Annotated in this window: 15 protein-coding genes; 8 read left to right on the forward strand and 7 right to left on the reverse strand. The window is 71.3% G+C overall.

The window, feature by feature from the left end; genetic code table 11:
• Nucleotides 1-210 precede the first annotated feature (210 nt).
• Nucleotides 211-1446 carry a SpoIID/LytB domain-containing protein gene (locus tag ACZ5L9_RS01780; protein ID WP_464532988.1) on the reverse strand — a complete coding sequence of 412 codons (1236 nt, stop codon included), beginning with the start codon at nucleotides 1444-1446 and terminating at the stop codon, nucleotides 211-213.
• 223 nt (nucleotides 1447-1669) lie between these two features.
• Here ACZ5L9_RS01780 and ACZ5L9_RS01785 point away from each other — a divergent pair, with 223 nt between their 5' ends.
• On the forward strand, nucleotides 1670-1960 hold the full coding sequence (locus ACZ5L9_RS01785) for a DUF1540 domain-containing protein (RefSeq protein ID WP_464532992.1): 291 nt from the start codon (nucleotides 1670-1672) through the stop codon (nucleotides 1958-1960).
• A 7-nt stretch (nucleotides 1961-1967) separates the two neighbouring features.
• Here the strand turns inward: ACZ5L9_RS01785 and ACZ5L9_RS01790 are convergent, their stop codons facing one another.
• Nucleotides 1968-3377 (reverse strand): NAD(P)H-quinone dehydrogenase, encoded by a 1410-nt coding sequence (locus ACZ5L9_RS01790; protein ID WP_464532995.1) that lies wholly within the window; start codon nucleotides 3375-3377, stop codon nucleotides 1968-1970.
• A gap of 72 nt (nucleotides 3378-3449) precedes the next feature.
• Here ACZ5L9_RS01790 and ACZ5L9_RS01795 point away from each other — a divergent pair, with 72 nt between their 5' ends.
• From ACZ5L9_RS01795 to ACZ5L9_RS01805, 3 genes are read left to right on the forward strand one after another with little or no spacing between them, the layout of a single operon-like run.
• Nucleotides 3450-4451, forward strand: coding sequence for a DMT family transporter (locus ACZ5L9_RS01795; protein WP_464532999.1), 1002 nt, complete (start codon nucleotides 3450-3452; stop codon nucleotides 4449-4451).
• A gap of 9 nt (nucleotides 4452-4460) precedes the next feature.
• Nucleotides 4461-5288: a DUF429 domain-containing protein gene (locus tag ACZ5L9_RS01800; protein WP_464533001.1), complete on the forward strand. Its 828-nt coding sequence runs from the start codon at nucleotides 4461-4463 to the stop codon at nucleotides 5286-5288.
• The gene (locus ACZ5L9_RS01805) at nucleotides 5288-6355 is read left to right on the forward strand and encodes a hypothetical protein (RefSeq protein WP_464533004.1); all 1068 of its coding nucleotides are present in this window, start codon (nucleotides 5288-5290) and stop codon (nucleotides 6353-6355) included. Before ACZ5L9_RS01800 ends, ACZ5L9_RS01805 begins: the two co-directional genes overlap by 1 nt.
• Before the next feature lie 113 nt (nucleotides 6356-6468).
• Here the strand turns inward: ACZ5L9_RS01805 and lpdA are convergent, their stop codons facing one another.
• Nucleotides 6469-7875 carry a dihydrolipoyl dehydrogenase gene (gene lpdA / locus ACZ5L9_RS01810; protein WP_464533007.1) on the reverse strand — a complete coding sequence of 469 codons (1407 nt, stop codon included), beginning with the start codon at nucleotides 7873-7875 and terminating at the stop codon, nucleotides 6469-6471.
• Nucleotides 7876-7946: 71 nt separating this feature from the next.
• Between lpdA and ACZ5L9_RS01815 the strand changes: the two genes are divergently transcribed.
• Nucleotides 7947-8399 (forward strand): gamma-glutamylcyclotransferase, encoded by a 453-nt coding sequence (locus ACZ5L9_RS01815; RefSeq protein ID WP_464533010.1) that lies wholly within the window; start codon nucleotides 7947-7949, stop codon nucleotides 8397-8399.
• 11 nt (nucleotides 8400-8410) lie between these two features.
• Here the strand turns inward: ACZ5L9_RS01815 and ACZ5L9_RS01820 are convergent, their stop codons facing one another.
• The 3 genes from ACZ5L9_RS01820 to ACZ5L9_RS01830 form a co-directional block, all read right to left on the reverse strand.
• Entirely contained in the window at nucleotides 8411-9472 is a 1062-nt protein-coding gene (locus ACZ5L9_RS01820) for a DUF3533 domain-containing protein (RefSeq protein WP_464533014.1), read from the reverse strand.
• A gap of 77 nt (nucleotides 9473-9549) precedes the next feature.
• Entirely contained in the window at nucleotides 9550-10002 is a 453-nt protein-coding gene (locus ACZ5L9_RS01825) for a hypothetical protein (protein ID WP_464533017.1), read from the reverse strand.
• Between the two features lie 132 nt (nucleotides 10003-10134).
• On the reverse strand, nucleotides 10135-10941 hold the full coding sequence (locus ACZ5L9_RS01830) for a purine-nucleoside phosphorylase (protein ID WP_464533020.1): 807 nt from the start codon (nucleotides 10939-10941) through the stop codon (nucleotides 10135-10137).
• Between the two features lie 123 nt (nucleotides 10942-11064).
• On the opposite strand from ACZ5L9_RS01830, the gene ACZ5L9_RS01835 reads away from it, so the two are divergent.
• From ACZ5L9_RS01835 to ACZ5L9_RS01845, 3 genes are read left to right on the forward strand one after another with little or no spacing between them, the layout of a single operon-like run.
• Nucleotides 11065-11445 carry a MerR family transcriptional regulator gene (locus ACZ5L9_RS01835; protein ID WP_464533023.1) on the forward strand — a complete coding sequence of 127 codons (381 nt, stop codon included), beginning with the start codon at nucleotides 11065-11067 and terminating at the stop codon, nucleotides 11443-11445.
• Between the two features lie 45 nt (nucleotides 11446-11490).
• Nucleotides 11491-12507 carry an aldo/keto reductase gene (locus tag ACZ5L9_RS01840; RefSeq protein ID WP_464533026.1) on the forward strand — a complete coding sequence of 339 codons (1017 nt, stop codon included), beginning with the start codon at nucleotides 11491-11493 and terminating at the stop codon, nucleotides 12505-12507.
• 51 nt (nucleotides 12508-12558) lie between these two features.
• Entirely contained in the window at nucleotides 12559-13227 is a 669-nt protein-coding gene (locus ACZ5L9_RS01845) for a lysoplasmalogenase (protein ID WP_464533029.1), read from the forward strand.
• 39 nt (nucleotides 13228-13266) lie between these two features.
• On the opposite strand, the gene ACZ5L9_RS01850 is transcribed toward ACZ5L9_RS01845, so the two are convergent.
• Nucleotides 13267-13734, reverse strand: a complete 468-nt coding sequence (locus tag ACZ5L9_RS01850) for an SRPBCC family protein (protein WP_464533031.1) — start codon at nucleotides 13732-13734, stop codon at nucleotides 13267-13269.
• Between the last annotated feature and the right edge of the window lie 32 nt (nucleotides 13735-13766).

Here is a 13766-nt window from a genome sequence, read left to right on the forward strand (position 1 = left end):
TTGCGAACTGTCACGGTGACACTCCGCGACTTCCGTGACAGTTTGAAGTGTCACTTCCGCCCCGAACTGTCACGGTGATACTTCGGGCCCCGCGGGCAATGACGCAACTGTCACGGTGACACTTCGCGACTCGCGTGACAGTTTGAAGTGTCACTTCCGCCCCGAACTATCACGGTGACACTTCGGGCCCCGCGGGCCATGCCGCAACTGTCACCGTGACACTTCGCGAGGACTCGGACTGGGCGTGGTGCTCCCGTTGGGCAGGGTGATGCTGAACCAGCTCGAGCGGAGCCCGGCGAACGAGCGGAAGAGGTCGCCGCTGACCGAGACGCTGCCGGTGGTTCCGGTGATCGCGACGGTCGAGACGTAGCCGGCGCCGGGCGCGTTCGCGCTCGACGGCGTCACCTTCACGCCGGTGAGCCGACCGATCCGCGGCCACATCCGCTCCACGGCCGCCGGGTCGACGCTCGCCTTCCAGCCGAGGTAGGGCGAGGCGGCGGCGTCGTACGGGTCCGTCCGGGAGACGAGGTACGGCATCCCGCCGGCCATCGTCGCTCCGCCGTTGCTCGCGGAGAACTGCGTGAACGCCGGCTCGCCGGCGTAGGTGAGGATCTGGCCGGCCGTGGCCGCGACCGCGTCGTTCGAGGAGGGGTACTCCGCCGAGTAGCCGCCGTACACCTGGCAGGCCGAGGTGTCGCAGATCTGGTAGTAGCCGTGCTGGTCGGCGCGCTCGAAGGCGGCGTACGTGCGCGCGGCGACCGCCTGCGCCTGCACGGCCTGCTGCGACCACAGGGCCGGCATCTCGCGCGGCACGACACCCTTGAGGTAGTTGTCGAGCGAGAGCACGTTGACGGTGTCGCGGTCCATCGCGCCCGGGTGCGGGCTCGCAGCCCGCAGCACGCCGCGGTAGGCGACGCTCGTGCCACCGGGCAGGAAGAGCATGATCGGGGCGCCGCCTGCGTTGAACTCCAGGTCGCCGCTCACCGTCGCCAGCGTGTGCCACCCGCCGGCGAGGTAGTCCAGCCGGCTGCGACCGCCGGCCACCGGCGCGATCCGCCAGCGTCGGGCCGCGAGGTGAGGGCGGTCGAGGTTCCAGCGCCGCGCGGCGCCGACGCGCTGGGCGTACAGGCCGGAGCGGGCCTGCACCACGACCGACCGCGTCGTGTCGGCCGTGATGAGCACGCGGACCTGGCCCTTGGCGCTCCCCCAGGCCGTGCCGGGGTAGTAGAAGCCGACGATCTGGCGGTACGTCAGGCCCTGCTCGGCCGCGCCCTTCGCGCCGTACTGCGACATCCCGTGCCCGTGGCCGTAGCCGTAGCCGGTGATGCTCAGCGGAGCCGTGACGACGCCGTCACGCCTGGCCTCTGCGGGAGCGGTGGTCACCGAGGCGACTGCCCCGCACAGCGCGAGCAGCGCGACGACCCTCCCGAGCACACGACGCGACACCGGACGACCCCTATCGATCAGGTTCCTAGGACCGTAACCGATCGGCAGGCGTCGCGCCGAGCAAAGCAGACGGACGTGGGAGCTCACTGTGAACCGCCCGGCCACGCCACGAACCACGCCTCAGGTCGAGGCAAGGCCAGCCTCACCTGGCTGGACGGCGCGGGTGATGGCGAGGAACGTGGGGAGCGTCGTCTCACCCACGCAACGCGCCCCGGAGGTACGTATGACCACCTTGAGCTTGCCGATCGTGAACACGTGCAGCGCCGAAGGCTGCTCCTACAACCATGACCACGACTGCCACGCCGGCGCCATCACCGTGATGGAGGACACCGCTGCGTGCGCCACCTTCTACGGCGACGGCAGCAAGGGTGGTGTCGTCGGGACCGGGATGGTCGGCGCGTGCCACCGGACCGACTGCGTGCACAACAGCGACCTGGAGTGTTCCGCCCAGGGCGTGGAGATCGGGATGAGCGGCGACGTCGCCGACTGCCTGACCTTCGCCAGCAAGAACTGAGCGCCGCTCAGTCGACCCGGTGCAGGCGGCGCGCGGCCTCGGCCGTCGACCCGCTCAGCGACGGGTAGACCGTGAACGCGTTCGCGAGCTGGTCCGCCGTCAGGTTGGCCTTCACCGCAAGGGCGATCGGGTGGATCAGCTCGCTGGCGCGCGGCCCGACCACGACGCCGCCGACCACGACCCCGCTACCGCGGCGCGCGATCACCTTCACGAAGCCGTCGGTGATGCCCTGCATCTTGGCGCGAGGGTTGCCGGTGAGGTCGAGCTTGACCACGTCGGCCTCGATCTCGCCCTTCTCCACCGCCGCCGCCGACCAGCCGACGGTGGCGATCTCGGGGCTGGTGAAGACGTTGGAGCTGATCTCCTTGAGGTCGACCGGCTGCACCGCGTCCCCGAGGAAGTGACGCATCGCGACCCGGCCGGCCATCGCGGCGACGCTGGCCAGCATGAAGCCGCCCGTGCAGTCGCCGGCGGCGTAGACGCCCGGAGCGGTCGTACGGGAGACCTTGTCGATCCGGATGAAGCCGCCCTCATCGAGCTGGACGCCGGCCCCCTCGAGGCCGAGCCGCTCGGTGTTCGGGATCGAGCCGAGCGCCAGGATGCAGTGGCTGCCGGAGACCGTACGGCCGTCGGCGAGCGCGACAGTGACGGTGTCCCCCTCGCGGGTCACCGAGGCCATCCGGGAGTTGCCGAGGATGTTCATGCCCCGGCGCTCGAGGACGTCCTGGAGCACCTCGGCGGCGTCGGCGTCCTCGCCCGGGAGGACGCGGTCGCGGCTGCTGACCAGGGTGACCTGGCAGCCGAGCGCGAGGTAGGCGCTGGCGAACTCGGCGCCGGTGACACCGGAGCCGACCACGATCATGTGCTCGGGCAGCTCATCGAGGTCGTAGACCTGCTCCCAGGTCAGGATCCGCTCGCCGTCGGGCTGGGCGGTCGGGAGGACACGCGGGCGCGCACCGGTGGCGATCAGCACGCTGTCGGCGTGCAGCGACTCCTCGGTGCCGTCGGGCAGGGCGGCGATCACCTCGCCGCCACCCGCGCCGGCGCCCTTGCCGAGGCGGCCGAGGCCCTTGACGATCCGGATGCCACGGCGGGAGAGACGGGCCTCGATGTCGGCCGACTGGGCGGCGGCGAGCGTCTTGACGCGGGCATTGACCTTCGCGAGGTCGACGCCGATCGTGGTCGCGGCGTCGCCCTGGTTGTCCAGGGAGGTGATGCCGAGCTCGCCGGCGGCGGCCATGTCGGTCATCACCTCGGCGGTCGCGATCAGCGTCTTGCTGGGCACGCAGTCGGTCAGGACCGCGCTTCCGCCCAGCCCATCGCGGTCGACGACGGTGACGTCGGCTCCCAGCTGCTGCGCGACGAGGGCGGCCTCATAGCCGCCGGGTCCTCCACCGATGATCACCACGTTGGGCATGGGCCCATTGTGTCAGCCCGCGGCCGCCGCGCGTGTGCCGGGCCGTGCGACCCGCACCCCTACGCTTGGCGGGTGACGGTGACCGTTGCCACAACCACGCCCGCACCGCCGAGCCGGGCCCTCCGGCTGCTCGCCGTACCGCTGATGCTGCTGGCCGGCGGCGGCGTCGCCGTCCAGTCGCAGATCAACGGGAGCCTTGCCCATCGTCTCGGCACCGGGGCGCGAGCGGGGTTCGGTGCTGCGGTGATCAGCTTCGGCAGCGGCCTTGTCATCCTCGCCGTGGTGACAGCGCTGTGGGCCGGGCACCGCGCCGGGGTGCGGTCGCTCATCGATGCCGTACGCCGCCACGAGCTGCGCCCGGTCGAGCTGATCGGCGGCTGCCTGGGCGCCCTGCTCGTCGCCTCCCAGGGGCTCACCGTCGGCACCCTGGGGGTCGCGCTCTTCAGCGTCGCACTGACCGCCGGCCAGTCGGTCTCCGCTCTGGTCGTGGACCATCTCGGCATCGGCCCGTCCGGTCATCAGCCACTGAGTCCCTCGCGGCTGGTCGCGGCGGGCTTCGCGGTGGCCGCGATGCTGCTCGCCACCCTCGACCGGCTCTCGGCCGAAGTGTCATGGCTGCTGATCGGCTGCGCACTGTTCGCCTTCGTCGCCGGATCCGGCGCGTCGGTGCAGCAGGCGCTCAACGGCCGGGTCTCGCAGCGCGTCGGTCCGTGGGTGACGACGCTGAACAACTTCGCCGTGGGGACCGCCGCGCTCCTCATCCCCTTCGTGCTCAGCCTCGTCCTCGGCCACGGCACCCTGAACGCGCTTCCGCACGCCTGGTGGCTCTACCTCGGCGGCGTGATCGGGATGAGCTTCATCTGGCTGGCCGCGGTCCTGGTCCGGGTGCACGGCGTCCTCGTGCTGGGCCTGTCGATGATCGCCGGCCAGGTCATCGGCGCCGAGATCATCGAGGCCGTCGTCGACCATCAGCGGGTCGGTGCGAGCCAGTACGCCGCCTCCGCGCTCACCGTCGTCGGCGTGCTGATCGCGCTCGGGGTGCGGCGCCCCCAGAGTTCAGCCTCCGCGGGCTAACGTCGCCTCGTGATCACTGCCGGCATCGACCTGAGCGCCGACCCGAGGAAGACCGGTGTCGCGACGATCGAGTGGAACGGCGACACGGCCTCGGTCCTCGAGGTGGCGGTCGGGCGCCACAGCGACCTGGAGCTGGTGGACCTCATCGGCAACGTCTCGAAGACGGGCATCGACTGCCCCCTCGGCTGGCCCTCGCTGTTCATCGACTACCTCATCGCCCACCGAGACGGCGGTCACGAGCTCGTGGTCCCCGAGACCCGGCACCCGCTCTCGTACCGCGTGACCGACCTCCACGTGAGGACGACCATCGGCGCGCAGCCGCTGAGTGTCGCCGCGGACCGCATCGGTGCGGTGGCCATGCGGTGTGCCGCCCTCCTCGCGGCGGTGACCCGCGAGGGCGGGATCGTCGACCGGACCGGGCTGACGGGCCCGGTCGTCGAGGTCTACCCCGCCGGAGCGCTCAGGATCTGGGGACTCGTCCATCAGGGCTACAAGGGGAAGGACGCCGCGAACGTCCAGCGCCGCCTCGCGCTCGTCGACTCGATCGAGGAGTCCCTCCCCTGGCTCCGTCTCGGTACGTACGTGGACCCCTGCCGCCATGCCGACGATGCGCTCGACGCCGTCCTGTGCGCCGTCATCGCCGGGCTCGCCCAGCGAACGCCGGAGCAGATCCCCGAAAGCATGCTGGCGGCGGCACGGACCGAGGGCTGGATCGCGCTCCCGCCGCTCCCGGCCGCACTCGACGAGGCGCGAGGAATGCGTCGATCTCGGCCCACGGGACGACGCGTCAGCCACGCGCCTGAGGCCGGCCACCTCCCGACGACGGCCCCCTCCTGATGTCGGATCGACTCGACCTGTCCAGCGCGCCGGCGTACGCCCGGACGGTCACCGCGCGCCACGAGCTGCGTTGGCGCGCCCTGGAGCTGGCCGCGCTTCGCGGCCATCCGGACATCCAGTGGTACCTCGACCGCGACACGCAGCTCGGCTCCTTCCCCGAGCCTCGCGGAGCGAAGGCGCCGAGAAGGTCGCAACGGCGTCAGCGCCAGCTGCGGCGCGAGCGCTGGGCGGCGCGCCCCAAGGCGGTGCAGTCGGCCCTGGTCGCGCTCGCCATGATCGGCTTGGTGCCCGCAGCCGTGGTCTTCCTCGCCCCCACCCTGATCTCGATCGTCGCGCTCGCCGACATCTGGGCGGGCATCATCGGCACAGCCAGCGTTGCCTCCCGCCTGGACGGCCCGGTCATCGCACCGGCCCACTCGATCCCGACGAGCGGGCTGCTCATGGCGTCACTGGTCCTGATCCTCCCGGCCCAGCTCGCGCTGGAGCTCCACGGCGGCAACAGGCTCGACGACGAGGACCGAGTCCCCTTCTTCGCCCCGCACAGTTACCTCACGGCGACGCTCTGCGGTCCGGTGACGGCGCTCGGCTGCCTCCTTCTGGGGCGCAGGTACGACGTCGCGCACTGGGGGCTCGCGGCCCTGGCGTCCCTGGCCGGGACGGCGGTCGGACTGGTCTGCGTGCTGCTTCGAGCGCGCGCGATGCGTGACTCCTCCGCGCCCCGTGGCACGGCCTACCGGGCCGACGACCAGCCGCTCCTGCCTGAGCATCTCGCAGGCCGCTACAACCACCTCAAGCCGGCGCTGCGCCTCATCCGGAGTCTCGACACGGACGATCGCGCCGCCGCACAGCGCGAGCTGGAGACCGCCCTGACCGACCTCAACGCTCGCGGCCTGCTCACCGAGGAGGAGGCCACCCGGGCCGCCACGGTCGGGGTCGGGCTCTTGGCCGCGGAGATGCCGAACCTTCGACGCGAGCGCGTGACGCCGCCCGAGGCGCAGCAAGCGATCGAGGGGTCGCCTTCAGCGGGTGGTCCCGCGGAAGGTGACCCCTCGACGCGCAAGAAGTGACCTCTGAACTCAGGGTCTCGATACGTCCGTTCGCGGGTTCGCAAGCTCACCCGCGCGGACACTCGACCTCTTCGGCCGACGCCGACCACGCGCGAGCGCGCGGTCGACTGGCCTCAGAGGTTGATCATGTGGCCGACGATGCCCTCGACGGCCTCCTTGACGGCCTCGCCGAGGGTCGGGTGGGCGAAGACGTTGCGGGAGACCTCGTCGGCGGTGAGGTCCCACTTCTGCGCGAGGGTGAGGACCGGGAGCAGCTCGGTCACGTCCGGGCCGATCATGGCGGCGCCGATGATCTCGTTGTGCTCGGCATCCGCGATCACCTTGACGAAGCCGACCGGCTCGCCGAGGCCCATCGCCTTGCCGTTGGCCGAGAACGGGAACGTCGCGGTCTTGACGTCGTAGCCCTTGTCCTTGGCCTGCTGCTCGCTGTAGCCGAACGAGCCGATCTGCGGCTGGCAGTAGGTCGCACGCGGGATGAAGTCGATCTCGACCGGCATCGTCTCGACGCCGGCGATGACCTCGGCGACGACGACGCCCTGCGCCTCGGCGACGTGGGCGAGCATCATCTTTCCGGTGACGTCGCCGATGGCGTAGACGTTCGGGACGTTCGTGCGGCCGAACTCGTCGGTCGCGATGGCGCCGCGCTCCGTGGTGGCGACGCCGGTGGCCTCGAGGCCGTAGCCCTCCAGGCGCGGGGCGAAGCCGAAGGCGGCCAGCATCTTGTCGGCCTTGATGACCTGCTCGTCGCCGCCCGCGGCCGGAGCAACGGTGACCTCGACGCCGCTGCCGGTGTCGACGGCGCCCTTGACGGCGGTGGAGAGCAGGACGTTGACGCCCAGCTTCTTGTAGTGCTTGAGGAGCTCTTTGGAGACGTCCGCGTCCTCCGTCGGGACCATCCGGTCCGCGTACTCGACGATGGTGACGTCGACGCCGAAGTTCTTCATGACGTAGGCGAACTCGACGCCGATCGCACCCGAGCCGCCGATGATCACCGAGTTGGGGAGCTGGTCGCTGAGGATCTGCTCCTCGTAGGTGACGATGTTCTGCCCGTTGGGGACGACGCCCGGCACGGAGCGGACGGTGGCACCGGTCGCGATGATGAGGTCGTCGAAGGTGTGCTCGGTCGTCTGACCGCTGCCGTCACGGGGCGCCACGTTGATCGACTTCGGGCCGGTGAAGGTGCCCCAGCCGTCGATCTCGGTGATCTTGTTCTTCTTCATCAGGTAGTGGACGCCCTTGACGATGCCGGCGCTCACCTGGCGGGAGCGGGCGTGCGTCGGGCCGTACGACATGGTCGCGTCACCCTCGATGCCGTACTTGGCCTTCTCGTGGGTCAGCGTGTGGGCGAGCTCGGCGTTCTTGAGCAGCGCCTTGGAGGGGATGCAGCCGACGTTGAGGCAGACACCACCCCAGTACTTCTCCTCCACGACGGCAACGGTCTTGCCGAGCTGGGAGGCACGGATGGCGGCGACGTAGCCACCGGGGCCAGCGCCGAGGACGAGGACATCGAAGTGGGTCACGCCGACTAGGGTAGTGCGCCGCGGACGCCCACCCCATGTCGCCTACGACACCCATCGGTAACGTTCGGCGTGTGAGCCTGTACGCCGCCTACGGGGCGAACCTCGACCCCGCCCTCATGGCGCAGCGCTGTCCGCACTCGCCGCTGCGCACCACCGGCTGGCTGACGGCCTGGCGGCTCACCTTCGGCGGCGAGGAGCACGGCTGGGACGGGGCGCTCGCGACGATCGTCCCGGACCCGTTCGAGCAGGTCTACGTCGCCGTGTACGACGTCAACCGCGACGACGAGCGGACGCTCGACGAGTGGCAGGCCGCCGACACCGGGCTGTACCGCCGGACCAAGGTGCGGATCCACACCCTCACCGCGGACATCGTCGCCTGGACCTACGTCCTCGACGCGTACGAGGGCGGGCTGCCCTCCGCGCACTACCTCGGCACGATCGCCGAGGCGGCCGAGGCCGCGGACGCCCCGGCCGACTACGTGCACTGGCTGCGGACGCGGCCCTGCCGCTCCATCGAGCCGTAGCGCCCGTCGGACTAGGCGTCGCGTGTGCGCCGCCATCGAGCGCGCAGGACCGAGGCGCCCAGGGTGACGGCGACGCCCACCACGATGTAGCCGATGATGATCGCGAGCCTGCTGCCGACGCCGTGCGCGTCGAAGTAGACGATGCGCCGTACGGCGTCGGTGCCCGCGCCGTTCGGGATCCAGCCGCCGATGCCGCGCCACAGCGAGGGCAGCAGGTGTGACTGGTAGGCGCCGCCCGCGCTCGGGTTGCCGATGACGACGAACAGCAGCACCGTCAGCCCGATGCCGATCGTCCCGAAGAGGACCTGGAAGGCCATCGTCACCGTTGCGGAGGAGAGCACCAGGAGGGTGCCGATGCCCCACAGCGCCCAGAAGTGACCGGTCAGGGCGCCCAGCCACTGATCGACGATCAGGGCGCCGCCGAGCCCGGACGCGAGGGCGTACGGCACCAGGGCGCTCAGGCGGATCACCGCTCGGCGCGGTGTGGACGGGCGCGATCCCTTGGCGACGCCGAGCAGCGAGGCGACCAGGTAGCCACCGACGAGCCAGCCGAGGACGAGGTAGAAGCCGGTCAGGCCACGCGCGTCGCCCGACTGGAGCGGCACGATGTCGGTGACCGTGACAGTACGGCCCTGCTGCGTGCTCTCCCGGGAGGCGACCTCCTCGAGCGCGGTAGCCAGCGAGGCTCCGCCACCGGAGGCCACGATCAGCTCGTCGGTGGTGGAGGTGGGGTCGACGATCAGGGCACCCGACAGGTCGGTGGACCTGATCCGCTCGACGGCCGTCGCGCGGTCGGCCACGACCTCGGCCGAGAGCGGGTGGCCGTCGACGGCGTCGAGCTGCTGCTGCAGCTGGTCGGCGGCCTGCTGAGGCGCCACCACCCCGATCGAGACGTCGTGCGGGGTCGGATGGTGGAACGCCCCCACGTACGACGCGACGAACGCCAGCTGGACGAACAGCACGCCCAGGACCAGCAGCATGGTGCGCGGTGCCACCGCGTCCTTGAGGTCCGCCAGCAGCCCGGGGTCGGGTCTCTCGGTCGTCTCGGAGGTCTCCGTCGATCGCTCGCTCACGCCTCGACACTAGGACCCGATCGGGCTCCCTGTCGCCGGTCGCCTCGCCGGTCGCCTCGCCGGTCGCCTCGCCGATCTCACGAGGCGTGCCGGCCGAGGACGGCATCGGCCGGCAGCGGCCGGATGTCGTCGTCGGTGGCCAGGTGGATCACCTCCAGCGGCACGCCGGCGACGCGACAGGCGGCGTACGTGCCCTCGGCGAGCTCCCGGTCGGCCCTGTCCGGACCGCCGGTGCCGGGTCGGGAGAGCAGCAGCGCGATCCGGCCGCCGGGCAGGACCTCGGCGAGGAGGTCACGCCACAGGCCGGCGGCCGCGGCGTGACCCTCGGCATCGATCTCGTCGGGCAGGTCGGCGATCTCGTGGACCTGAGGGACAGGGGTGTCGTCGGGTGCCACCAGGACGAACCACAGCGATCGGGACCGCCAGCCGAGCGGTTTCATCAGGACACGCCACATCAGCTCGACGTCGGCCTGGGAGATGAGGGAGGGAGCGTGCGGCTCCCGGGCGTCGGGTGCGGTGAAGGTGCTCATGGCCCACGCTGCGATGACGCGCACGCGGCCGCAAACGGCTCTCCACAGGAGGTACGGACCCGTCCCGATCCGCTTCACACGAGCGGCTCGGGAGGGGTTGTCCACCGGTCAGATCCCTGGTCAGATCTCTGGTCAGATCTCTGGGACGATCCGCGACAGCAGCGTGCCCATCCGGCTCGCCGCGGCGCGACCCGCCTCGAGGACCTCCGCGTGGTTGAGCGGCTGGTCGCTGATGCCGGCGGCGAGGTTGGTGACCAGGCTGATGCCGAGGATCTCCATGCCGGCCTCGCGTGCGGCGATCGCCTCGAGGGTGGTGGACATGCCGACCAGCGAGCCGCCGATGACGCCGGCCATCCGGACCTCGGCCGGGGTCTCGTAGTGCGGTCCGGGGAACTGCACATACACGCCCTCGTCGAGCGTCGGGTCGAGCTCCTGGGCCTTCGCGCGCAGGCGCGAGGAGTAGAGGTCGGTGAGGTCGACGAAGTTCGCGCCGACCAGCGGCGAGGTGCCGGTGAGGTTGATGTGGTCGTTGATCAGCACCGGAGTGCCGGGCGACCAGGTCGGCTTGAGGCCGCCGCAGCCGTTGGTCAGCACGATCGCGCGACAGCCGGCGGCCGCGGCGGCGCGGACCGGGTGGGCGACGGCAGCGACGTCGCGGGCCTCGTAGTAGTGGGTGCGGCTCAGGAAGACGAGCAGGTTCTTCTCGCCCGACCGGATGCTGCGGATCTTGCCGCTGTGCCCCGCGACGGCGGCGGCCCGGAAGCCCGGCACGTCGGTGGTGTCGATCTCGGCGGTCGCGGTGCCGAGCGCGTCCACGGCGGGCAGCCAGCCACTGCCGAGGACGAGCGCGACGTCGTGGCGCTCCACGCCGGTGAGTCGGGCGAGCGCGGCGCCCGCCTCCTGGGCGAGTGCGTACGGGTCGGTCGCGGTCTGGCTCATGGCGACGACTCTAGGGGACCGAGCGAGCGGCAGCGCGTGCGAGGGACGAGCACTGGCGCTGGTCGCGAGCGAGGGGACCGCGCGAGCGGGAGCGCGGTATGGCGGGGCCGTACGCTCGATGCCATGGCGATGACCATTGCGGAGGCGGCCGCGGTGTCGGGGCTGAGCACCGACACGCTGCGCTACTACGAGCGTGACGGCCTGATGGCCCGCCCTGTCGGGCGCTCGGCGAGCGGCCACCGGCGCTACACCGATGCCGACCTGAGCTGGATCGAGATGGTGACCCGGCTGCGGGCCACCGGGATGCCGATCCGCGACGTGCGTCGCTACGCCGCCCTGGTCCGTACGGGCGATGGGAACGAGCACGATCGGCTGGAGCTGCTGCGCGCCCACCGCGAGCACGTCCTCGCCGAGCTGGCCGCCGTCCAGGCCCACCTGAGCGCCATCGACGCGAAGATCGAGATCTACCTCGACCGGATCGAGGACACGGCCCGGTCCGCGTAGGGCACGGGTTGACTTGGAGCGCACTCCAGGTCGTTGAGTGGAGGCATGAGCCTCTCCCCCACGAACCTCGCGCAGCGCACTCTCGGCACCGCCGCTCCCCTGACCGTGTCGGCCCTCGGCCTCGGCTGCATGGGCATGTCCGAGTTCTACGGTGCACCCGACGAGCAGAGCGGCCTCGACACCATCCATCGCGCCCTCGACCTGGGCGTCACCCTCCTCGACACCGCCGACATGTACGGCCCCTTCACCAACGAGCGACTCGTCGGCAAGGCGATCGCCACCAGTGGGCACAGCCGTGACGACATCCAGCTGGCCACCAAGTTCGGCAACGAGCGCCGCCCGGACGGCACCCGCCTGGGCATCAACGGCAGCCCGGAGTACGTGCGTGCCGCGTGCGACGCCTCCCTGGAGCGACTCGGTGTCGACCACCTCGACCTCTACTACCAGCACCGCGTCGACAAGTCCGTCCCGATCGAGGAGACCGTCGGTGCGATGAAGGAGCTGGTGGAGGCGGGCAAGGTCCGCTTCCTCGGCCTGTCCGAGGCGAGCCCCGAGACGATCCGCCGCGCCCACGCCGTCCACCCGATCACGGCGCTGCAGACCGAGTACAGCCTCTTCACCCGTGACCTCGAGGACGAGATCCTGCCGACGCTGCGCGAGCTCGGCATCGGCCTGGTGCCGTACTCCCCGCTCGGTCGCGGCATCCTCACCGGCGCCATCACCGCCGAGCCGTCCGGCGAGGGCGAGAGCCGCTCGACCGCGTACTTCCCGCGGTTCCAGGGCGAGAACCTCGCCGCCAACCTCACCCTCGTCGACCGGGTGCGGGCACTCGCGGAGGAGAAGGGGGCCACGCCCGGGCAGCTCGCTCTCGCCTGGGTGATGGCGCAGGGTGACGACATCGCGCCGATCCCCGGGACCAAGCGGGTGCGGTACCTGGAGGAGAACGTCGGCGCCGCCGGGATCACGCTGAGCCCCGAGGACCTCGCCGCTCTCAGCACGGCGGTCCCCCGCGACGCGGTGCGTGGCGCGCGGTACGGCGACATGACCTCCATCGACATGTGACGGCGGCCGAGGCACGCCACCGGCGGCCACCGCGTCAGTAGGGTGCGGGCCATGCGCCTGCTGTCCCCGTACCTCCTGGTGGTGATGCTCCACCTCGCGGCCGAGGCCGCGGGGTGGAACGCCGTCGCCGACGCCCTCCAGGTGATGATGATGCCGGCGCTCGGGATCTTCCTGATCGCCTCCGCGTCGACTCACGACCGGCTCGTCGACCTGACCCGCTGGGCGCTGTTCTTCTCCTGGCTCGGCGATACGGTGCCGCGGTTCCTCCACGGCGACGCCGCGTTCGGCGCGATGCTCGGCGCCTTCCTGCTCGCACAGGTCTGCTACATCCGAGGCTTCCTGCCCTACCGGGAGCGGAGCCTGTGGCGGGTGCGGCGGGCGTGGCTGGCGCCGTACGGGCTGGCGCTGGTCGTCCTGCTCGTCGCCTGCGCGCCGGCCGCGGGCGTGCTCGCACCGGCCGTGGTCGTCTACGGCTGCTGCCTGGCCACGATGGCGGTGCTGGCGAGCGGCCTCAACCGCCTGGTCTGGGCCGGGGCGGCGATCTTCATGGCCTCGGACAGCCTGATCGCGCTGGACGCCTTCGACGTATGGACCCAGCCGGGCCACGACCTCTGGGTGATGTCGACCTACTGCCTGGCGCAGCTGCTGATCGTCCTGGGTGTGCTGCGGCAGACCGCGGCGTCGGCTCCGGCGGCGAGGCTGGTGGCGCGAGCTGGTTGATCGAGGTATGCAAGTGAACCCGCACTCCCCGTGTGGAACTCACCGTGGGAAGTGTCGGTTCGGCTGCATACCTCGATGGACCAGCCGGGCGTCCAGTCCCAGCGCGCAGCCCCGCATCATCCGGTGGTGGTTCCAGACCAGCACCGGTCGGACGGCGGCGATCGCCACCGCCGGGAACGAGCGCAGCTCGACATCCTGGTGCGCCTCGACGCGCGAGCCGGCGCGGCCGTCGTCGGTCACCGTCCAGACGACCGATCCCGCCAGGTCGCCGGTGACGCCCACCCGCAGGGTCGGCAGCTCGCGTGAGACGGCGTGCAGCCGCAGCTCGAGGGTGTACGGCAGCACCGAGCGGCACAGCACGATCGCGTCGTCGTCGCCGAGCTTCGCGATCGCCCGGATCTGCGGCCACCACTCCGGATAGTGCTCCAGGTCGATGAGCACGTCGCGTACGTCCGATGCGGGCGCGGCGACCGTCCAGGACGTGTCGAAGGTGAAGTGCCTGTCCACGAGGCCATCCTGCCGCGCTGTTCCCCGGGGGC

The sequence above is a fragment of the Nocardioides sp. JCM 18998 genome (assembly GCF_055391535.1).